Below are 19,098 nucleotides of genomic sequence, written 5' to 3'. Positions count from 1 at the left end.
TCACTGGCAAGTTTTAGAGAAGTTTTTATGAAACTCTAGCACTTTTTCCTGCAAATGATCCAATGTTTGGTCATTGACAATGACTGAGTCGGCAATGGATAAACGCTCTTCACGGCTGCTTTGTGCCCCAATCATGGCTTGCGCCATCACTTCAGATAACTGGCTGCGTTGTATCACCCGTGTGAGCTGCGTGTGCTCGTCACAATCAATCACCAGCACATGGTCTACGCTCTGCCAATCTTCACGGCTCTCAACGAGCAATGGGATCGCTAAGACCACATAAGGATGCGCAGAATGCTGTTCAATCTGGTGCATGGCTTCAGCACGGATTGCGGGGTGCATGATCTGGTTTAGTTGATCCAGTGCATCGGGCTCAGAAAATACCAATTCCCGCAATCTGGCACGATTCAAGCGACCATCCGCCTCAAACATTTCATCACCAAAAGCCGCACGCACCGCCTGCATGGCAGCGCTATCAGGCGCGCTCATTTCATGTGCAATCTGGTCTAGGTCGACCACGGGCACACCTAGGATTGAAAAATATTTGCAGACCTCGGTTTTACCGCTGCCTATACCGCCCGTCACGGCGACTACTTTACTCATGGCACGAGATAATAAGAAGCCAGTGACTGACCGTAAAATAAGGCAGTAATCCCACCTAAGGCCAGAAAGGGGCCAAAGGGAATAGCCGTTTGGCGAGTTTTACCTTTGATCAGAATCAGGCCTATGCCGATCATGCTGCCAACCACTGAACTCAACAAGATGACTGCAGGTAATAACTGCCAGCCAAACCAGGCACCAATCGCAGCCAGGAGCTTAAAGTCGCCATAACCCATGCCTTCTTTACCTGTGATCAGTTTGAACAACCAGTAGACAGACCATAACACCAGGTAACCCGCCATGGCACCAATCACGGCTGAAGTTAAATCTGTGAAACCATACTTGGTATTCAATAACAGACCCAGCCACAACAAGGGTAGCGTTATATCATCGGGTAATAATTGGGTATCAAAATCGATAAAAGTCAATGCAACCAGCGCAAATACAAACACCAAAGCAAATACGGTCAACATGCTAAAACCATATTGCACACCAACCGCCAGTGATAACAAACCCGTCAACAACTCCACCATTGGATAACGGGCAGAAATTGGCGCCTTGCATGCCTTGCAGCGGCCACGCAAAAACAGGTAACTGATGACAGGAATATTTTCTAGTGCGGTAATCTGGTGTCCACAATGTGGGCAGGCAGAACGCGGTATAACGAGGTTATATTTCGGGAGCTCAGGCGCGGTTTGGCCCTGCAAGTCCAGGCAACTGGCCTGCCACTCCCGCTCCATCATTTTTGGCAGGCGATGTATGACCACATTGAGAAAACTGCCCACCACTAAACCGAGCACTAAACACACCGCTTGCAAGAAATGCGGCTGGGTACGTAATAAGCTTAAAACAGGCTCAAGGATTTCTGACATGATACCGATAACAAAGTTAAGGTTGCTGCATGATCTCATCGTTAATGCAAGTAAGCAAGGCTAAGAAACGGCAAAACCTGTTTAAAAGCTGCTTTTTCCGTCTTGAAAACCGCTTGTATGCCGCCATTTATGTGTAAGATGGGAATAGCACTCCAGCCGAGTGACTTCGCATCCATTTTTAAGTGAAGGAAGTTGCCTATGTCTGATCAAATCAAATTTACGCCACCGACTGAAGTCGAGTTGAACGAGGTTGAGCATCCTGCTTGGGATGAGCCTGTGATTTGCCGTGTAGAGGTAGACTTACCCGGATGGCTGACCAAACTGACCGGGCAATCGCACTGGGAAGTCTACAGTGAGGAAGAAGAGGAAAACTGCATCAGCTTTGCCATGCGCTCATCACACACCCGTGGTCTGCAGAAGGCAACCAAAGTTGAAGGCGGCATGCAAGCTGAAGTCACGCTCTATCACAATGGCTACGCGGTGGTAGATGTAGATGGAAAATCCCTGTTTGATGGCGCATTAACGCATGCTACCAATGATTGTGCTCGACTCAGCTACTACCATATTAGCGGTGAGCCTATCGCGCTGAACTAAACTGACACAATACCGCCTGCCAGCAAATGGCAGGCTGCCACATTATTGCTGACGACTGACGGAAAAGTGAGCAAGATCAAGCATCGCCTGTTTTGCAGGTGAATCTGGAAACAATGACAAAGCCTCACAGGCCAGTCTCGCTTCTTTCTCTGCAACACCACGCACATACTCAAAAGCTTTCACAGCGTGCAGGATTTCGAGCACTTTATCCAACTGCGCGACCTGCCCCTCCAACAAGGCCTGTTTCACCAGATCAGCTTGCGCCGTTGGTGCCTGCTGTATCGCATAAAGCATAGGCAAGGTCACTTTACCTTCTGCCAGGTCGTTGCCTAGCGTCTTGCCAATTTTTTCACTCTCACCTGTTAAATCCAGCACATCATCGACGAGCTGGAAAGCAGTGCCCAAATGCATGCCATAATTGGCCAAGCCTTCCTCCTGCGCGGTATTTGACTGGCATTGAACAGCGCCCAAGCGGGTAGCGGCTTCAAATAACTTGGCCGTTTTAAAGTGAATCACCTGCAGGTAATCCTGCTCACTGACGCCAATATTGCGCACATTCAGTAGTTGCAGTACTTCTCCTTCAGAGATCACATTGGTAGCATCAGCCAGGATGTCCATAATACGCATCTTCTGTAGTTTGACCATCATCTGGAAGGCTCGGGAATATAAGAAGTCACCCACCAACACGCTTGCAGGATTGCCATAGACATGATTTGCCGTAGACTTTCCGCGGCGTAACTCGGAAGCATCTACAACGTCGTCGTGCAATAGCGTTGCAGTATGGATAAACTCGACAATCGCTGCTAGTTGATGATGCGCGTTTGTCACCCCTCCAGCCAGATCTCCTGCCATCAATACCAGCGCCGGACGCAAACGTTTGCCACCACTATGAATAATGTATTCCGAAATTTGATTAATCAGCGGAACTTGGGATGACAAAGACTGGCGAATAACGGCATCAACCTGCTGCATATCGCCTGCAATCCGCGCCAAACAAGCATTTAAAGACACTGAAACACCAATGAAATAACAAAGTTAAAGCATATCATACCTGCCATACCTCTCGCTATGCTCGACGCATCAGAATGTGCAGCACTCGCCAACAGCAGAGAAAACAGTTCAATATGCGACAACATTTATAAAAGAAATATAAAAGAAAAAAGCCTTGTTTCTTGGTAGAAACAAGGCTTTTATTTTTGGCGCGCCCGGAGCGATTCGAACGCCCGACCCTTTGGTTCGTAGCCAAATACTCTATCCAACTGAGCTACGGGCGCCAAGGTTTGTTGCTTTGCAACAAAAACAGCATTATACACTATTTTGCGCTTTGTGGCGGTGCAAAATCATATTCTGCAACCAGTTTACCAAAAACAAAACCCGCGCAAAGCGAGGTTTTTGGCGGTGAGCGAGGGATTCGAACCCTCGATACAGGTTTAAGCCCATATGCTTCCTTAGCAGGGAAGTGCCTTCGACCACTCGGCCAGCTCACCTTATTAAAACAATGAAGTTCTAATAGTACCAACACAGCGCATGCTGTTCTCTTTGCAGCATTGCTACTGCATCGAAGGGCGCCATACTACGTGAAAACCCTTCAAAAATCAACGCAAAAAAGAAGAATGTTTTATTTCTTTATTCGTCCGTTTGCGATTATGCGTTTTCGAGGCCGAATGCTTTATGCAACACGCGTACAGCCAGTTCCATGTATTTCTCTTCGATCACGACTGCAATTTTAATTTCGCTGGTTGAGATCATTTGAATATTGATCCCTTCTTCGGCCAGCGTACGGAACATCTGGCTGGCGATCCCTACATGTGAGCGCATACCCACCCCAACCACAGAGACTTTGGCAATCTTGTCGTCGCCGCCGATTTCACGTGCCTGGATATGGCCCTGCACTTTATCTCTAAGAATACTCAGGGCCTTGTTCATCTCATTTTTATGCACGGTAAAGGTGAAGTCAGTCGTACCATCCGCACCTACGTTCTGGATAATCATATCCACATCAATATTGGCATCTGCCACCGGGCCCAAAATCTGATAGGCAATGCCTGGTTTGTCGGGCACACCTGTCACAGTAATTTTCGCCTCATCGCGGTTAAATGCGATGCCGGAGATAATTGGTTCTTCCATGTTTTCCTCATTTTCTTCGAATGTAATCAGTGTACCGTCGCCCTCTTCTTCAAAGCTGGACAGCACACGTAATTTGACTTTGTATTTACCGGCAAACTCAACCGAGCGAATTTGCAATACTTTGGAGCCCTGGGAAGCCAGCTCCAGCATTTCTTCAAAGGTAATTTTATCCAGGCGGCGTGCTTCAGGCACCACGCGAGGATCGGTGGTGTAAACGCCATCCACATCGGTATAAATCTGGCATTCATCCGCCTTTAACGCCGCAGCCAGTGCAACACCAGTGGTATCTGAACCACCACGGCCCAAGGTCGTGATATTGCCATTGGCATCCACGCCCTGGAACCCAGCAACCACGCAGACATAACCATCATCCAGGTCTTTTTTCAGGTTATGTTCGTCGATATCCAGAATACGTGCTTTAGTAAAGGCATCGTCAGTCAGGATCTTGACCTGGGTACCGGTATAGCTTTTTGCCTTAATGCCAAGCTCCATCAGTGCCAGGGCTGTCATGCCGATGGTGACCTGCTCACCGGTTGAAACCATCACATCCAGTTCACGTGGGTCTGGATCCGGCATGATTTCCTTGGCCAGTGAGATCAACCGGTTGGTTTCACCTGACATTGCGGATACCACAACCACCACCTGGTGGCCCATTGCCTTGTAACGCGCCACACGACGGGCCACATTACGGATACGCTCGGGATTAGCCACCGAGGTACCGCCATATTTTTGTACGATTAATGCCATTATTTCGCTCTGTTAATCAATTAAATTAATTTAGTTTTGTTTCTACCCAAGCCTTCACACTTGCCAACGCCTGCGGCAAATTAGCAGGTTCAGTACCGCCTGCCATCGCCATATCAGGCTTGCCACCACCTTTGCCGCCGACCTGACCAGCCACATGATTGACCAACTCGCCGGCTTTGACCTTGCCAGTCAGGTCAGTAGTGACGCCTGCCGCCAGGCTGACTTTACCGTCAGCCACGCTCGCCAGCACAATGATGGCAGACTTGAGTTTATCCTTGAGTTTATCCATGGTTTCGCGCAAAGCATTGGCATCCGCCCCGTCGAGGGTGACTGCCAGCACTTTGGTGCCGTTGACATCCTGCGCTTGCGTCGCGAGGTCATCACCTTGTGAGGAGGCCAGCTTGGACTTGAGGCGTACCAATTCTTTTTCAAGCGACTTCACGTTGTCCATCACCTGTGCAATTTTGGCAGGCAGTTCATGTGCGGGTGCCTTGAGTTCGCCAGCCACTTGATTAATCAGCGTTTGCTGCGCCTGTACCAACTTGAGGGCACCCTCGCCTGTGGTTGCTTCTACGCGACGCACACCTGCAGCCACGCCACTCTCAGACGTGATTTTGAACAGACCGATATCGCCGGTACGGCTGACATGGGTACCTCCACACAACTCGCGTGAGGAACCGATATCAAGCACGCGCACTTCGTCACCGTACTTTTCACCAAACAGCATCATGGCTCCGGTTTTTTGTGCAGACTCAATATCCATCAACCGAGACTGTGTCGCCACATTGGCAAGAATCTCGGCATTCACCAATGCCTCTACCTGGGCAATCTGGGCATCCGTCATCGGCGCATTGTGCACAAAGTCAAAACGGGTTTTTTCAGTATCTACCAAGCTGCCTTTTTGCTGCACGTGTTCACCCAGCACTTCGCGCAGGGCTTTGTGCATCAGGTGCGTGGCAGAGTGATTACGCATAGTGCTGGCACGCGCTTGCAGATTGACTTTGGCTGTCAAATCATCACCCACTGACAGGGTGCCGGTTTTCAGTACACCATGATGACCAAACACCGCAGCCTGAATTTTTTGCGTATCTTCCACGGCAAAAATACCGTTGGCAGACTTGAGTTCACCGCTGTCGCCAATCTGGCCACCTGACTCGGCATAAAAAGGCGTATGGTCGAGCACAACCACGCCGAGGTCACCTTCATTCAATGTTTGTACGGCACTGCCATCTTTATACAGGGCAAGCACTTTGGCTGGGACTTCCAGCTTATCGTAGCCATGGAAGGTCGTCGCAGCGCCCTCGTACTCGAGATTCAACGCCATTTTGAATTTACCTGCAGCACGCGCCTGCTCTTTCTGGCGCGCCATGGCGGCGTCAAAGCCGACCGTATCCACCGTCACACCACGTTCACGGCAAATATCTGCGGTCAGGTCCAGTGGAAAGCCAAAGGTATCGTGTAATTTGAAGGCCAAATCGCCATTAAACACCGCTGGCTTGGTTGCCAATTCGGTTTCCAGAATCTGCATGCCGTTTTCGATGGTTTCAAAAAAACGGTCTTCTTCCTGCTTGAGCACGTCCGCGACACGCGCCTGATTATTGGCCAACTCAGGATAAGCTTCGCCCATTTCAGCGACTAGGTCTGGCACCAGTTTATGGAAGAAAGCAGCACGACAGCCCAGTTTGTAACCATGGCGGATGGCGCGGCGGATAATACGTCGTAACACATAACCACGGCCTTCGTTGCCGGGAATCACGCCATCGGCGATCAGGAAGCTACAGGCGCGGATATGGTCGGCCAGCACTTTGAGTGAAGGACTCTCCAGATCAGCCGTATTGGTTTCACGCGCGGCGGCTTTAATCAACGCCTGGAATAGATCAATTTCGTAGTTGGCATGCACGCCTTGCAGTACCGCAGAAATACGCTCCAAACCCATGCCGGTATCGACCGATGGCTTAGGCAAAGGATGCATCACCCCCGCTTCATCGCGGTTGAACTGCATGAACACGTTATTCCAGATTTCGATAAAGCGGTCGCCATCTTCGTCTGGGGAACCTGGAGGGCCACCTGGAATATGCGCACCATGGTCATAGAAAATCTCGGTACAGGGGCCACATGGGCCAGTATCGCCCATCATCCAAAAGTTGTCAGAGGCGTAACGCGCACCTTTGTTGTCGCCAATCCGTACAATCTTGTCTGCTGGCACGCCGACTTCTTTGTTCCAGATATCGTATGCTTCGTCGTCCTCAGCATACACCGTCACCATCAGGCGCTCTTTCGGCAAGGCGTAGACTACTGTCAGCAACTCCCAGGCATACTTGATCGCATCACGCTTGAAATAATCACCAAAACTAAAGTTACCCAGCATCTCGAAAAAGGTGTGGTGACGTGCGGTGTAGCCGACATTCTCAAGATCGTTATGCTTGCCGCCAGCACGTACGCATTTTTGTGCAGTGGCTGCACGCGTGTAGGCACGTTTGTCAAAACCCAGGAACACGTCTTTAAACTGGTTCATCCCCGCGTTGGTAAACAGCAAGGTCGGGTCACCATGCGGCACCAGCGAACTGGAGGCCACCACCTGGTGGCCTTTGGAAGCAAAGAAATCCAGGAAGGCCTGGCGGATTTGTTTGCTGGAAGGTTTTTGCCCGTACTTAACTGTCATCTTCTGAGTGTCTATTCAAAATTTGTTTAATGATTTCAAACGTAAAACCCCGACTCTGTAAAAAACGGGCCTGTTTTGCCCATTCCTCGCGTGTTATCGGGGCTGCTTTAAACTTTTTGCGCCAGACTTCGCTGGCGCGTTCCACTTCATTGTCCTGCAAACCAGCAACTGCTTCGGCGATCAGGGTGTCGTCCACCCCTTTTTCGCGTAACTCATGCGCCACCCGCGCCGTACCGAACTTGGCCTGGCGCGCATGTACCATTTGTTCGGCATACCGCGCATCACTTAACCAGCCACGTGCCCTGAAATCAGCAATCAAGGCCGGGATATCATCCGCGTCGTCCGCATAACCCTTGAGCTTTTGCGCCAGTTCAGCTGCAGAATATTCGCGCTTGCTTAGATATTCCAGCGCTCGCTGGCGCAGAGACTTTTCAATCGGCTGGCGCAAGCTGTTTAATCATCCTCACTTCTGGCCGCAGTCATGCTATCTGCCAGCACATTGGAGTTGTCGCGAATCTTGGCTTCAATTTCGGCCGCAATGGCTGGATTTTCGCGCAGGAACTCTTTAGCGTTTTCTTTACCCTGGCCGATTTTTTCACCGTTGTAGCTGTACCACGCACCTGATTTCTCAACCAGTTTCAAATTCGTACCCAATTCAATGATTTCGCCCAGACGGGAAATACCTTCGCCGTACATGATGTCGAATTCAGCCTGTTTGAACGGCGGCGCAACCTTGTTCTTGATCACCTTCACCTTGGTCTCGGAGCCAATGACCTCGTCGCCTTTTTTAATCGCACCAGTACGGCGGATATCAAGGCGGACAGAAGAGTAAAACTTGAGCGCGTTACCCCCGGTGGTCGTTTCAGGATTACCGAACATGACACCGATCTTCATACGGATCTGGTTAATAAAGATCACCAGCGTATTGGTACGCTTGATGTTACCAGTGAGCTTACGCAATGCCTGTGACATCAGGCGTGCCTGCAAGCCCATGTGGCTGTCACCCATTTCACCTTCAATTTCGGCACGTGGGGTCAAGGCAGCCACCGAGTCAACAACCACGATATCCACAGAGCCGGAGCGTACCAGCATATCGGCAATTTCCAGCGCCTGCTCACCGGTGTCAGGTTGTGAAATCAGTAATTCAGGCACATTTACGCCCAGCTTGGCCGCGTACTGTGGATCCAGGGCATGCTCAGCATCGATAAATGCGGCCACACCACCCAGCTTTTGCATTTCGGCAATGGCAGACAAAGTCAATGTGGTTTTACCGGAAGATTCAGGGCCATAAATTTCGATAATACGGCCACGTGGCAAGCCACCCACCCCCAGTGCGATATCCAGGCCCAGTGAGCCGGTGGAAACCACTTGCAGGTCTTCGCCGATATCAGCATCGCCCATGCGCATAATGGAGCCTTTGCCGAACTGCTTTTCAATTTGGGAAAGTGCGGCGGCGAGCGCTTTGCTTTTGTTGTCATCCATGCTGATTACCTTCTTTATTAGCGATAAAAATGCGCTGTTTATACAAACGCTATATAATCCAAACAATAACTTCTAATTATTTCATAAATCGATCATCAGTGAAATGGCGAAGCCATGAATTCAAGCCAGTCATTTCGGCTTAAAAATTCGGCCTGAATCTTGTCAACCTTGATCAGGGTGACACGTTAAGGGAATCTGGGAGCATTATTATGTTTTCCGTGAGAGGAGAATTTATGAAAATCGTAAAATATTTAACCGGATTGGCATTGGGTAGCCTGGCTGCTTTAAACGCACAAGCCGGAGATAACTGGTCTGTAGGCGTGGTGGTTGGTAATCCTTACCCGCCTGCATACTATGCACCACCACCCGTTTATTACGCGCCACCACCCGTCGTCGTTTACCGCCACCCACAAAGTAACTTTTATGGTGTGCCTGCAGTAGCTTATCCTGCCCCAGCGCCTGGGTTTATACAGTTTTCATACGGAAATGGCGGCTACGGCGGTTACAACTATGGCCCAAGAAACTTTCACGGTGGTAACTGGGGACGTGGTCACGGACATCACCATCACCACCGCTAGCATGATCAACGCCAGATTATTAGTCTGAGCGATTGATCAGCCGCAGCAAGCCCGTCAGAAGATGACTGGCGGCTTGTTGCCGTACCTGTGTGCGGTCGCCTTCGAAATGACGGGTTTCGATCACAATTTGATTGTCCTGATTTTCACCGTCGCGCATCGCCCAGGCAAAGCATACTGTTCCTACCGGTTTTAATGCTGAGCCGCCACTTGGCCCAGCAATCCCGGTAACGGCACCACTGATATTTGCCTGACTACGTTGCAAGGCGCCCATCGCCATTGCTCTTGCTACGGGTTCACTCACAGCTCCATGCTCCGCAATCAGCCTCTCAGGCACAGTCAGCATATCAATTTTTGCGGCATTACTGTACGTCACAAAGCCGCGATCAAACCAGGCAGAGCTGCCCGCAATGGCAGTCACTGATTCTGCAATCATGCCTCCCGTACAAGACTCCGCGAGCGCTAATTGCCAACCTTGCGCCTGCAACGCCTGTCCCAAATCAGCACTTAACTCCAGCAAAGATGGCATCACACTATCCTTTGCACAACTTGCAAAACAAGTATCGCCATGACGGCGGCCAGTGCATCATCCAACATCACACCCAATCCACCTTTGACATGACGGTCAGCCCAGCTAATCGGGAAAGGTTTCCAGATATCAAACAAACGGAAACAGGCAAATGCGGCCAACCCCCAAACAATAGACAGTGGCACGGCGATTAATACGACGGCCATGGCGACCACTTCATCCCAAACGATAGCACCGTGGTCACTGACACCTAGCGCGCGACCTGTAAACTCGCAACACCAAATACCAAATAAGAACAACCCAACCAGAACTAGCCACTGTTGACTCACCGGCAAGTCCATCAACAACCAATAAAGTGGAAAGCCTAATAGGGTGCCGACTGTCCCTGGCGCTTTTGGTGACAACCCAGTGCCGAAACCAAAACTCAGGCAATGCAAGGGATGCGCGAACAATAACCGCCAACTGGGTTGCACTTTGTGCTGAATTCCACTAGCCAAAATGGTCGTATCCTTTCTGCGACAGCAGGATGGGGTTATTCGCATCAAAGACTTGCAGCCCTGGCTCAGCCTGAACTTTCCCGATGCGATTCAAGGGCAAACCCAACTGCCACGAGAGGGCGAGTACACTCTGCCGCTCCGTCGCTGGCGCGGTAAAACACAGTTCATAATCATCACCTCCCGTTAATACAGCCTGCTGCATGACCCGTTCACTGACTTGCGAGTACTGCAAGACAGGCGGTGAAATCGCTCGCCAATCCAGCATCGCCCCGACCTTGGAGGCCTTCAAAATATGTCCTAAATCCGCCAGCAAGCCATCCGAAATATCCAGTGCTGCTGTTGCAATACCACGCAATGCCTGCCCCAGGGCGACACGCGGTTGAGGATGATGCATGGCCGTGGCCAGCATGGCAACGTCTTCTCCATGCAGCACAATCCGGCCCAAGCGATTCTGAAGCCACAAGGCGGCACGCCCCAACTCGCCACTGACCCAGATATCATCCCCAACTTGCGCACCACTACGTTGCAGCGCCTGCCCGCATGGTACTTCACCCATGATATTGATGGCGATATTCAACGGCCCCCGCGTGGTATCTCCGCCAATCAGCGACACACCAAATGTCTCTGCACACGCAAATAGCCCATCGCTAAAGTCCTGCAACCATGATTCATCCAGCTCAGGCAAAGCTATCGACAAAGTCGCCCATTTTGGTTCCGCGCCCATGGCTGCCATATCGCTGACATTGACGGCCATGGACTTCCAGCCAATCGCAAACGCGTCTATGTCAGCAAAGAAATGCGTGCCAGCGACTGACACATCTGCAGACACGGCAAGTTGGTGGCCGTCACGGACACGGATCAGCGCGGCATCATCCCCAATGCCGAGATCCGCTTGGGCAGGTCGGGTAAAGTATTTAGCGATAATATCAAACTCAGCCACGTCGCTTGTTCCACCAGCGCTGCCAAACCAATAACATCACCCAGGCTAACAAAATGCCGACGACGTCTGCCAACCAGTCATAAACACTTGGTTGCCTAGTAGTCGTCAATACCCCTTGTAATACCTCCATGACTGCCCCCAAAATCGCCAGACCCAGCATGATCATTTTAGAGTAATGCCGAAATGCTAGCAGCCCCCAGAAAGTCACGCCACCGAATGCGACGATATGCTGCAGTTTATCTTTATAAAGCGACACCTCTTTTGCAGGCGCCATTTCCATCAGCAACAAATACGTCAATATGACCAGGCAAAGGATAAAAATAAACTGATAAGTATTTTTGTAAAACATGGATTTCCGTTCTGTTAACGGGAAGCTGACTGACGTATGGCAGACTTGGGCCGAAATGATTTCACCAGAGCCTCATTCGTTTCCAGATAAGGCATGGCGCAATCGGGTGTGGCGAGCAGATCCAGGCAATATGGTACTGCTGCAAAGATTCCCGGCACCAGTGTATTGCCGTGGTTATCCTTGAGACCTTCCAGCGTTTCCTGGATAGATTTAGGTTGGCCAGGCAAGTTGATAATCAGGCACTGCTTGCGGATGACGGCCACCTGGCGCGATAAAATAGCGGTAGGCACAAACCGCAGACTGATTTGCCGCATTTGTTCACCAAAACCTGGCATCTCGCGGTCAGCCACCGCCAATGTCGCCTCAGGCGTGACATCGCGGAGTGCAGGCCCCGTCCCTCCCGTGGTCAACACCAAGTGACAGCCTTCGTCGTCGACTAATTGCTTGAGCGTATTTGAGATAGTGTCCTGATCGTCTGCAATCAGTCGGGAGGACAACGTATATGGAGAAACCAAGGCCTGAGCCAACCACGATGTGAGCGCAGGAATTCCCTTGTCCTCATAAACGCCTTGTGAAGCTCGGTCGCTGATCGAAACTAATCCGATACGCGTAATGTCTTCTTGCATAACCTTGTAGATGGGGTCTGTGTTAATGTACTGGTACATCATAACATCACAAACTGTTATTCGATCATGGAGAAACCTAATGAATACACTGTGCAACCATGAGCAGCTGGCTAGATCAGCAAGCTTGAGGAGAAATCAGCCACCGGCAAAATCATTTTTATGGCTAACGCTTTTACTCATTGCCGCGACACTGCTAACCAGCCGTGCAACACGCGCAGAAGACAATCCTTACGCCAGTAATTACCAGGCACAGAACCAGGGCAATTTGCACTCCATGCAGGCAAATCCAGAACCTAAAATATTCAGCGGCACCCGTAGAGACGAGGATAATATCAACATGCTTGAAAACGGCTATGACCTGATGGGAGTGAGCAGCTTTGAAGCTGAGGTTGTCCCGGCCGAGCAAGCAATCAGCCATGGGCGCACCATCCAGGCCGATAGTATCCTTGTCTATGTCAAAAAAGCCGGGAATACGACGCCCGCTTCTAAAATGGAAATGATTAAGGAGGCGAGCAGGAAAGGAAAGGCTCTGACAGAAAAAGACATGGCGGTCGATCCGACAAAATATCGCTATTACGCCACTTACTGGGCAAAGTTACCGTCGCCTGTATTAGGTGTGCACGTGATCAAACTGGTGCCCCGCTCCACCACCACAGAAAACAATGACAAACAAGTACGCCCCGCAAGTAGCGATGGCGTACGAGTGATTGCCGTCATTCACGGCTCTGCAGCCGAAAAAGCAGGCCTGCTACGTGGTGACCAGCTACTAAGCATTAACCAGGAAAAAGTGCAGGATGCCGCCGAACTCTCTAACCTGGTACGCAAATACCGCGGGAAATTGGTTCAATTACAATTGGAACGACAAAATGAGCCTGTACAACTGGAGGCGCAGCTTTAAAACATCAGCGCATGTTATCCTTGCCCTAACCAGTATCAAAGAAAGTGTTTCACATGTTTCGCCCCATTTTTGATCACCAGACTGCCCGAGAAGCGGCTGGCGATATCAATGATATTGAATTTATACGCGCCTTATTCGACAACATTCGGCCTAAAGAATCGACCGATATTGAAAGCGCCAGCAATGCTCTGCAAGCATTGTGTTTCTTATTGCAACAGCAACCTCAGTTTGCCATCCTGTTGCGGAACAGTTTGTTACGCCTGCTCAACGAAAAATCGGTGATCTCGCTTTATTCAGATCATGGCATCCAGTCAGACCTGGGCTTTTTTACTGAAATTTATCGCCGACTTTCGCATAAAATCCTGCCGGATGTGCCTGATCCCAAATATCTGAAGGATGTGTTCGGCCAGATTTTTCATCAAAATGACGATGCCGACTGGGTGACCGGCATGCCAGACCAGATTTGGCGAGACTTCATGTTGACGCTGGATATCAGCCGTGGCGACTGGCAACTGCAGCAAAACTGTATTCAGGAGCTGAAAGACGCGCTGCAAGTGCTGTCTTTCCGGCTATCAGCCTCGGGACTGGATCCAGAGTTGATTCTGCAACACGAAGACCTGGAGTCGAATTCCTCACCATTCATTACCCAAAATATTGAGATCCAGAAGTTTCTCGCTTTATCGAGTATCCAGGCTGAAGATGTGCAGCATCTGTACAGCGTGCTTAAGCGCTGCGAACAACTGACCTATGAAATCCGTAAGGCTAATGCAAAAACGGGGACGAGCATCTCCCTGACCGCATTGATGCAACGTATTTTGCAGCAAATCCAGCGTATGCAACTGGTGGTGGATATTCTGCATGGACTCATCCTCAAGCATGATGTCAGCCAGGCGATTACACGCCTGTTGAAACAATTAGTGAATGCAGAGTGCAAGAAAAACAACCTGTCGGATTACTGGCGCCAAAATACCGAACTGCTGGCTTTACGCGTCACTGAGAACGCCAGCCATACCGGCGAGCATTATATTGCGCAACATCGTAGCGAATACTACAAACTCATGGGGTCGGCCATGGGGGCTGGTGTCATCATCGCGGTCATGGCCATGTTTAAAATCATCATCGCCAGCTACCATTTACCGCCACTCACCGAGGCTATTTTATTCAGCCTCAATTATGGCCTGGGCTTTGTCATCATTCATCTGCTGCACTTTACAGTGGCAACCAAGCAGCCCGCCATGACCGCGGCGACCATTGCGGCGAGCATTGATGATCATGGTCACGACAGCAAAAACATACACAACCTGGTCAATATCGTGGCACAAACCACAAGTAGCCAAACCATTGCTATCTTGGGCAATGTGGTCGTGGTGATTCCGGTAGCAATACTGATAGACTGGTTGATCATGGAGGCCACGGGGCATCACTTTATCGGGACAGAAAAAGCGCATGCATTACTGGATAGCAATAATCCGTTAATCAGCTTGACCGCCTGGTACGCTGCGGTGGCTGGAGTGTGTTTATTCCTGTCTGGCCTGATCGCAGGTTATCACGACAACCTGGCAGCGTATAACCGCATCCCCGAGCGGCTAAGCCATTTAACATGGCTACAAAAATTATTGGGTAAAGAACGCTTGTGGCGCATTACTGACTATATCCGCCATAACCTGGGAGCATTGGCCGGAAACTTTTACTTTGGCTGCCTATTGGGCTTTGCCTCAGGTTTAGGCGTGATGCTGGGATTACCGCTAGATATCCGTCATGTGACTTTTGTGGCAGCGTTCACCGGCTATTCTCTCCCTGCGCTAGACTTCCAGGTCAGCGAATATATTGTTGGCACAGCCATTCTCGGCATTGCCTTGGTCGGCACCCTTAACCTGATCACCAGTTTTGGCCTGGCCATTTATGTCGCGATGAAATCAAGAAAAGTACGTTACCGCCACTGGAAAGCGTTTTGGCTGGAATTATTCACTGCACTTTATCGCCACCCAGGCAGATTTTTATTGCCGCCCAAGAAGCCAGTTGATTAAGTTTAGGGATACACGGAATAAGTGAGCGAGCGGGATAAAGTGCAAGGCGCACGGAACGCAGAAACCAAGATATTACGCGATGTACAGCGAGGTTTCGAGTACCGCGCAACGCAGCAATTTGCCCGCACAGCCACTTATTCCTTGTGTCCTTTATACATACGGTATAGCTAATCGCAAAGAATAGCTATTACCCGGTTTACAGGGCAGCGTCTTTTTCAATTAAAAAGTTGAATACGCCATCTTGCTTGTGCAGCGACAATAAGGTGACGGGATGGTTATTGATCAAATTACGAATGTTCTGCTCACTACCCGCAGCCGTCGTTTTCACAAGTACCACCTGACCTGATGACAGGCTATCCAGTAACTCTTTTGTTTTTAACATCGGCAAGGGACTGTCCAAACCGGTTAAATCAAGCTCTATATCAATGTTGGTGTGCATATCTCCTCCTTACTCAGACATTCCGTCTTCGAATCCACCATCGTCAAACCCCTCGTCTGCGACGACGCTCTTACCTTCCATGATTTCCCTTATCATCTTGAATAGCTCACGGCTACTTTTAGGCGGCTTTCCAGCAGCATGTTCTTTCTGCGCATTCCGGATTAAGGTCCGCATTTGCTGCACATTGGTTTGAGGAAACTCGGCAAGGAACAACTCAATTGCTTTTGCTTCTTCCAATAACCGGATACGCCACCGCTCCATATGATGGAAACGGGCATTTTCCTCTTGATGCTTGCCTTCCCACTTTTCCAGCTGTTCAACAATAGGCGCCAAATCAGTCTCCCGCATCAGTCGCCCAATATACTGCATTTGACGACGAATCGCCCCATTGGAGGTAATGCGCTTAGCTTCTGTGATCGCATCCATAAGACTTTCCTCAAGCTGCAACTTTTTTAACTTGTCCTTTGGTAGTTCAACGAGTTTACGGCCAATGTCTTGCGCGGCGTCTGCCTCCGCCTTAAGGCGTGTTTTACTGGGTTGGGAATCATCAAAGGTTTCAGATGTCATGGTGAAAGCAATCTCTGCCAAATCACGGTATGATAACAGCTTTAACTGCCAAGCAAAAAACAAGCGCATCAGCATGCAACAGTATCAACTTCAACAAATTGCCCAAGACATCATTCAATTGACGCGTAAAGCCGGTGCCAGCAGTGCCGAGACCGAAATCAGTTTTGGCACTGGTCAAAATGTTTCTGTCCGACAGGGCGAGACTGAAAATATTGAATACAATCGCGACAAAGGCTGTTCGGTCACGGTGTATTTCGGTCAAAGAAAAGGTTACGCCAGCACCTCAGACCTCAGTCCGCAAGCCTTGAAAGACACGGTTGAAGCTGCTTGCAATATTGCCAAATACACGGCGGAAGATCCCTTCTGCGGGCTGGCGGATGCCAACTTGATGGCAACAGCGTTTCCAGATTTATCCCTGCATCATCCCTGGCATATCGATGTGGATGCTGCCCTGGCGCTGGCAAAGCGCTGTGAAGCAGCAGCACTGGCTGTCGACCCACGTATCAGCAATAGTGAGGGAGCAAGCATTTACAGCCAAAGCGGTGCATTTGCCTATGCCAACAGCCATGGGTTCATAGGCGGATACCCCAGCTCACGCCATAGTATTAGCTGCTCGGTCATTGCCGAGGCAAATGGGCTGATGCAGCGCGACTACTGGTATAGCAGCGCGCGTGATGTGCTAGACTTGGATACCCCGGAACAAGTGGGGCAGATCGCAGGCTCCCGCACAGTCAGGCGCCTGGGCGCCCGCCCGATCAAAACCGGACAATATCCGGTGATATTCGAAGCACCCCTGGCTAGCGGGTTGATCAGCACGCTGATCAGTGCTATTTCGGGAGGCAACTTGTACCGTAAGTCCTCATTCCTGCTTGATAGTCTGGGGCAGCAAATTGCCAGCCCGTTGCTGCAGATTGATGAAGATCCTTTTTTACTCAAAGGCGCAGCCAGCAGTCCTTTTGACAATGAAGGGGTTGCTTGCCGCCCGCGTAGGCTGGTTGAAAAGGGTGTATTGCAGGGTTATTTACTCGGCAGTTACTCCGCACGCAAGTTAGGCATGCAATCCACAGGAAATGCTGGCGGCGCGCATAATATCCTGGTTCGCTCTACAGGCCACTCCCTGGCGGACTTGTTGCAAACCATGGGGACAGGTCTACTGGTGACAGAATTGCTAGGGCATGGCATGAATATGGTCACAGGCGATTACTCCAGGGGCGCAGCAGGCTATTGGGTAGAAAATGGAGAAATCATGCACCCGGTCGAAGAAATTACCATTGCCAGCAATATGAAAGAGATTCTTAAAGGCATTGTTGCGATTGGTACAGACCATATCCCGCATAGTTCCAGGCTAACTGGTTCAATCCTAGTGGATCGTATGACCGTCGCCTCAGGAGAATAATCAATCTTAAAAGGATGACACAATAAAAAAGGCTTTGCAGTGCAAAGCCTTTTTTATTAGTGATGGTAAAAATATTATTTTGCTGCCGGAGTCACGGCTTCAACCGTGAGCAACGTCTCATCCACGCCAGCAACCAGTGCCGCTGCGTCAGACTCAAGCGCAGGCACATCCTCAACTGACTGATCCGCTTGCTCCAGTAATGGCGGCAATTCATCAATAGCTTCAGGTGTCATTTCGGCTGACTCACTGATTTCCGCAGCAGGCTTTACTGCCACAGTTGTATCAGTGGTCTCTGCTAGTGACTCGGTTTCAGTTGCTGACTCTACTACTTCTGTCGTTTCGTTCGCCTCTTCGATAGGCGCAGCAGATTGCAGCAACACAGCATCAGCGCTTGAAGATGGCTGCAGGTCAGATTGAGCTGGCGCATCCTCATCTGCAGGCTCAAACTCGTCTTGCAACAGTTCTTGAGGAACCAGCCCATCCTGAATCAGGCTTGCACGACGCTGCAGATAAGCATCGCGCATAAATGCATAAGGATCGATAGATGCGTTATCAACCAAATCAGTCGCATCAAGCAATTGGGTACGTCTGTCCAGCAACTGAACTGCACGAACCTGGTTGTGGGCGCGGATTTGGCCGGTATTATGCAGGTAAGTGATCGGGTCTGACGTCACAGTATCGATGAAAAGACCACTGGCATCACGCACGGTGCTTGGCCCGAGGATAGGCAGAACGAGGTAGGCACCCGAGCCCACTCCCCAGTAACCCAACGTTTGACCAAAATCTTCCTGGTGCTTGGGGACATTGTCCATACTGGCAACATCAATAAATCCAGCGATACCAAAGGTAGAGTTGATCACAAAACGGCCAGCGTCCGTAAAAGCCTGGGCAAACTTCAGCTGCAACAAGTCGTTGACGATGGTCGTCAATGTGCCGAGGTTGCTGAAGAAGTTGCTGATGCCTGTACGCACAGGCGTAGGCGCGACAGCCTTATAGGCTTTTGCGACTGGCTTCATTGCATAGCGGTCAGCCACGTCGTTAAATTTATAGATTCCCCGGTTAATGCCTTCTAACGGGTCTTTATTGGTTGTTGCACAACCAGAGACACCAGACAGGACTGCAATCAATACTATCGCTCTTAATTTTTTCATATTAGTCATTATATTCAGAA

General features: G+C 50.2%; 20 protein-coding genes and 2 tRNA genes. 5 read left to right on the top strand and 17 right to left on the bottom strand.

Annotation, left to right across the window (positions count from 1 at the left end; translation table 11 throughout):
• Together coaE and ACJ67_RS04980 are read right to left on the bottom strand one after the other, a co-directional pair.
• On the bottom strand, positions 1–603 hold the full coding sequence (coaE, locus tag ACJ67_RS04985; protein ID WP_049638127.1) for a dephospho-CoA kinase: 603 nt from the start codon (positions 601–603) through the stop codon (positions 1–3).
• Complete coding sequence (locus ACJ67_RS04980) at positions 600–1,472, bottom strand: A24 family peptidase (protein ID WP_049639782.1); 873 nt, start codon at positions 1,470–1,472, stop codon at positions 600–602. The genes coaE and ACJ67_RS04980 overlap by 4 nt, the downstream gene beginning before the upstream one ends.
• A gap of 198 nt (positions 1,473–1,670) precedes the next feature.
• Here ACJ67_RS04980 and ACJ67_RS04975 point away from each other — a divergent pair, with 198 nt between their 5' ends.
• Positions 1,671–2,066 (top strand): hypothetical protein, encoded by a 396-nt coding sequence (locus ACJ67_RS04975; RefSeq protein WP_049638126.1) that lies wholly within the window; start codon positions 1,671–1,673, stop codon positions 2,064–2,066.
• A gap of 42 nt (positions 2,067–2,108) precedes the next feature.
• On the opposite strand, the gene ACJ67_RS04970 is transcribed toward ACJ67_RS04975, so the two are convergent.
• The 7 genes from ACJ67_RS04970 to recA all read right to left on the bottom strand — a co-directional run bounded on the left by ACJ67_RS04970 (position 2,109) and on the right by recA (position 9,084).
• Complete coding sequence (locus ACJ67_RS04970; RefSeq protein ID WP_049638125.1) at positions 2,109–3,038, bottom strand: polyprenyl synthetase family protein; 930 nt, start codon at positions 3,036–3,038, stop codon at positions 2,109–2,111.
• Between the two features lie 225 nt (positions 3,039–3,263).
• Positions 3,264–3,340 (bottom strand) — tRNA-Arg (locus ACJ67_RS04965).
• A gap of 119 nt (positions 3,341–3,459) precedes the next feature.
• Positions 3,460–3,553 (bottom strand) — tRNA-Ser (locus tag ACJ67_RS04960).
• Positions 3,554–3,710: 157 nt separating this feature from the next.
• A complete protein-coding gene (locus tag ACJ67_RS04955; RefSeq protein ID WP_049638124.1) occupies positions 3,711–4,940 on the bottom strand; it encodes an aspartate kinase in 1,230 nt (409 codons plus the stop codon).
• 25 nt (positions 4,941–4,965) lie between these two features.
• Complete coding sequence (alaS, locus tag ACJ67_RS04950) at positions 4,966–7,602, bottom strand: alanine--tRNA ligase (protein WP_049638123.1); 2,637 nt, start codon at positions 7,600–7,602, stop codon at positions 4,966–4,968.
• Positions 7,592–8,050: a recombination regulator RecX gene (gene recX, locus ACJ67_RS04945; protein ID WP_049638122.1), complete on the bottom strand. Its 459-nt coding sequence runs from the start codon at positions 8,048–8,050 to the stop codon at positions 7,592–7,594. Before recX ends, alaS begins: the two co-directional genes overlap by 11 nt.
• 5 nt (positions 8,051–8,055) lie before the next feature.
• Positions 8,056–9,084 (bottom strand): recombinase RecA, encoded by a 1,029-nt coding sequence (recA, locus tag ACJ67_RS04940; RefSeq protein ID WP_018985823.1) that lies wholly within the window; start codon positions 9,082–9,084, stop codon positions 8,056–8,058.
• Between the two features lie 233 nt (positions 9,085–9,317).
• On the opposite strand from recA, the gene ACJ67_RS04935 reads away from it, so the two are divergent.
• Positions 9,318–9,662, top strand: a complete 345-nt coding sequence (locus ACJ67_RS04935; RefSeq protein WP_049638121.1) for a hypothetical protein — start codon at positions 9,318–9,320, stop codon at positions 9,660–9,662.
• A gap of 19 nt (positions 9,663–9,681) precedes the next feature.
• On the opposite strand, the gene ACJ67_RS04930 is transcribed toward ACJ67_RS04935, so the two are convergent.
• From ACJ67_RS04930 to mog, 5 genes are all read right to left on the bottom strand, one after another.
• Complete coding sequence (locus ACJ67_RS04930; RefSeq protein WP_049638120.1) at positions 9,682–10,188, bottom strand: CinA family protein; 507 nt, start codon at positions 10,186–10,188, stop codon at positions 9,682–9,684.
• Entirely contained in the window at positions 10,188–10,616 is a 429-nt protein-coding gene (locus tag ACJ67_RS04925) for a phosphatidylglycerophosphatase A (protein ID WP_369799110.1), read from the bottom strand. Before ACJ67_RS04925 ends, ACJ67_RS04930 begins: the two co-directional genes overlap by 1 nt.
• Before the next feature lie 61 nt (positions 10,617–10,677).
• Positions 10,678–11,625, bottom strand: coding sequence for a thiamine-phosphate kinase (thiL, locus tag ACJ67_RS04920; protein WP_049638118.1), 948 nt, complete (start codon positions 11,623–11,625; stop codon positions 10,678–10,680).
• Complete coding sequence (locus tag ACJ67_RS04915; protein WP_049638117.1) at positions 11,618–11,974, bottom strand: VanZ family protein; 357 nt, start codon at positions 11,972–11,974, stop codon at positions 11,618–11,620. Before ACJ67_RS04915 ends, thiL begins: the two co-directional genes overlap by 8 nt.
• Positions 11,975–11,988: 14 nt before the next feature.
• Positions 11,989–12,639 carry a molybdopterin adenylyltransferase gene (gene mog / locus ACJ67_RS04910; protein ID WP_197080688.1) on the bottom strand — a complete coding sequence of 217 codons (651 nt, stop codon included), beginning with the start codon at positions 12,637–12,639 and terminating at the stop codon, positions 11,989–11,991.
• Positions 12,640–12,679: 40 nt separating this feature from the next.
• Between mog and ACJ67_RS04905 the strand changes: the two genes are divergently transcribed.
• On the top strand, positions 12,680–13,498 hold the full coding sequence (locus tag ACJ67_RS04905; RefSeq protein WP_197080667.1) for a PDZ domain-containing protein: 819 nt from the start codon (positions 12,680–12,682) through the stop codon (positions 13,496–13,498).
• Between the two features lie 53 nt (positions 13,499–13,551).
• Entirely contained in the window at positions 13,552–15,525 is a 1,974-nt protein-coding gene (locus tag ACJ67_RS04900; RefSeq protein ID WP_049638116.1) for a site-specific recombinase, read from the top strand.
• A 196-nt stretch (positions 15,526–15,721) separates the two neighbouring features.
• Here the strand turns inward: ACJ67_RS04900 and ACJ67_RS04895 are convergent, their stop codons facing one another.
• Entirely contained in the window at positions 15,722–15,964 is a 243-nt protein-coding gene (locus tag ACJ67_RS04895) for a sulfurtransferase TusA family protein (RefSeq protein WP_049638115.1), read from the bottom strand.
• 9 nt (positions 15,965–15,973) lie between these two features.
• Complete coding sequence (yjgA, locus tag ACJ67_RS04890) at positions 15,974–16,531, bottom strand: ribosome biogenesis factor YjgA (protein WP_049639779.1); 558 nt, start codon at positions 16,529–16,531, stop codon at positions 15,974–15,976.
• 73 nt (positions 16,532–16,604) lie between these two features.
• On the opposite strand from yjgA, the gene pmbA reads away from it, so the two are divergent.
• Positions 16,605–17,927 (top strand): metalloprotease PmbA, encoded by a 1,323-nt coding sequence (pmbA, locus tag ACJ67_RS04885; RefSeq protein WP_049638114.1) that lies wholly within the window; start codon positions 16,605–16,607, stop codon positions 17,925–17,927.
• Positions 17,928–18,001: 74 nt separating this feature from the next.
• On the opposite strand, the gene ACJ67_RS04880 is transcribed toward pmbA, so the two are convergent.
• A complete protein-coding gene (locus ACJ67_RS04880; RefSeq protein WP_049638113.1) occupies positions 18,002–19,078 on the bottom strand; it encodes a VacJ family lipoprotein in 1,077 nt (358 codons plus the stop codon).
• Positions 19,079–19,098 lie beyond the last annotated feature (20 nt).

This window comes from Methylophilus sp. TWE2, from assembly GCF_001183865.1.
Classification (GTDB): domain Bacteria; phylum Pseudomonadota; class Gammaproteobacteria; order Burkholderiales; family Methylophilaceae; genus Methylophilus.
Note: the sequence above shows the minus strand (reverse complement) of the source record. Positions and strands in the feature narration are given on the sequence as shown.

Excerpts from the sequence above, each read along its gene's own strand:
- ACJ67_RS04905 (WP_197080667.1), top strand. The coding sequence starts at position 12,680 with ATGAATACACTGTGCAACCATGAGCAGCTGGCTAGATCAGCAAGCTTG.
- alaS (WP_049638123.1), bottom strand. The coding sequence starts at position 7,602 with ATGACAGTTAAGTACGGGCAAAAACCTTCCAGCAAACAAATCCGCCAG.
- yjgA (WP_049639779.1), bottom strand. The coding sequence starts at position 16,531 with ATGACATCTGAAACCTTTGATGATTCCCAACCCAGTAAAACACGCCTT.
- ACJ67_RS04970 (WP_049638125.1), bottom strand. The coding sequence starts at position 3,038 with ATGCAGCAGGTTGATGCCGTTATTCGCCAGTCTTTGTCATCCCAAGTT.
- ACJ67_RS04930 (WP_049638120.1), bottom strand. The coding sequence starts at position 10,188 with ATGCCATCTTTGCTGGAGTTAAGTGCTGATTTGGGACAGGCGTTGCAG.
- pmbA (WP_049638114.1), top strand. The coding sequence starts at position 16,605 with ATGCAACAGTATCAACTTCAACAAATTGCCCAAGACATCATTCAATTG.
- ACJ67_RS04895 (WP_049638115.1), bottom strand. The coding sequence starts at position 15,964 with ATGCACACCAACATTGATATAGAGCTTGATTTAACCGGTTTGGACAGT.
- recA (WP_018985823.1), bottom strand. The coding sequence starts at position 9,084 with ATGGATGACAACAAAAGCAAAGCGCTCGCCGCCGCACTTTCCCAAATT.
- ACJ67_RS04935 (WP_049638121.1), top strand. The coding sequence starts at position 9,318 with ATGAAAATCGTAAAATATTTAACCGGATTGGCATTGGGTAGCCTGGCT.
- ACJ67_RS04900 (WP_049638116.1), top strand. The coding sequence starts at position 13,552 with ATGTTTCGCCCCATTTTTGATCACCAGACTGCCCGAGAAGCGGCTGGC.
- ACJ67_RS04980 (WP_049639782.1), bottom strand. The coding sequence starts at position 1,472 with ATGTCAGAAATCCTTGAGCCTGTTTTAAGCTTATTACGTACCCAGCCG.
- ACJ67_RS04955 (WP_049638124.1), bottom strand. The coding sequence starts at position 4,940 with ATGGCATTAATCGTACAAAAATATGGCGGTACCTCGGTGGCTAATCCC.
- ACJ67_RS04880 (WP_049638113.1), bottom strand. The coding sequence starts at position 19,078 with ATGAAAAAATTAAGAGCGATAGTATTGATTGCAGTCCTGTCTGGTGTC.
- mog (WP_197080688.1), bottom strand. The coding sequence starts at position 12,639 with ATGTACCAGTACATTAACACAGACCCCATCTACAAGGTTATGCAAGAA.
- ACJ67_RS04915 (WP_049638117.1), bottom strand. The coding sequence starts at position 11,974 with ATGTTTTACAAAAATACTTATCAGTTTATTTTTATCCTTTGCCTGGTC.
- ACJ67_RS04975 (WP_049638126.1), top strand. The coding sequence starts at position 1,671 with ATGTCTGATCAAATCAAATTTACGCCACCGACTGAAGTCGAGTTGAAC.
- coaE (WP_049638127.1), bottom strand. The coding sequence starts at position 603 with ATGAGTAAAGTAGTCGCCGTGACGGGCGGTATAGGCAGCGGTAAAACC.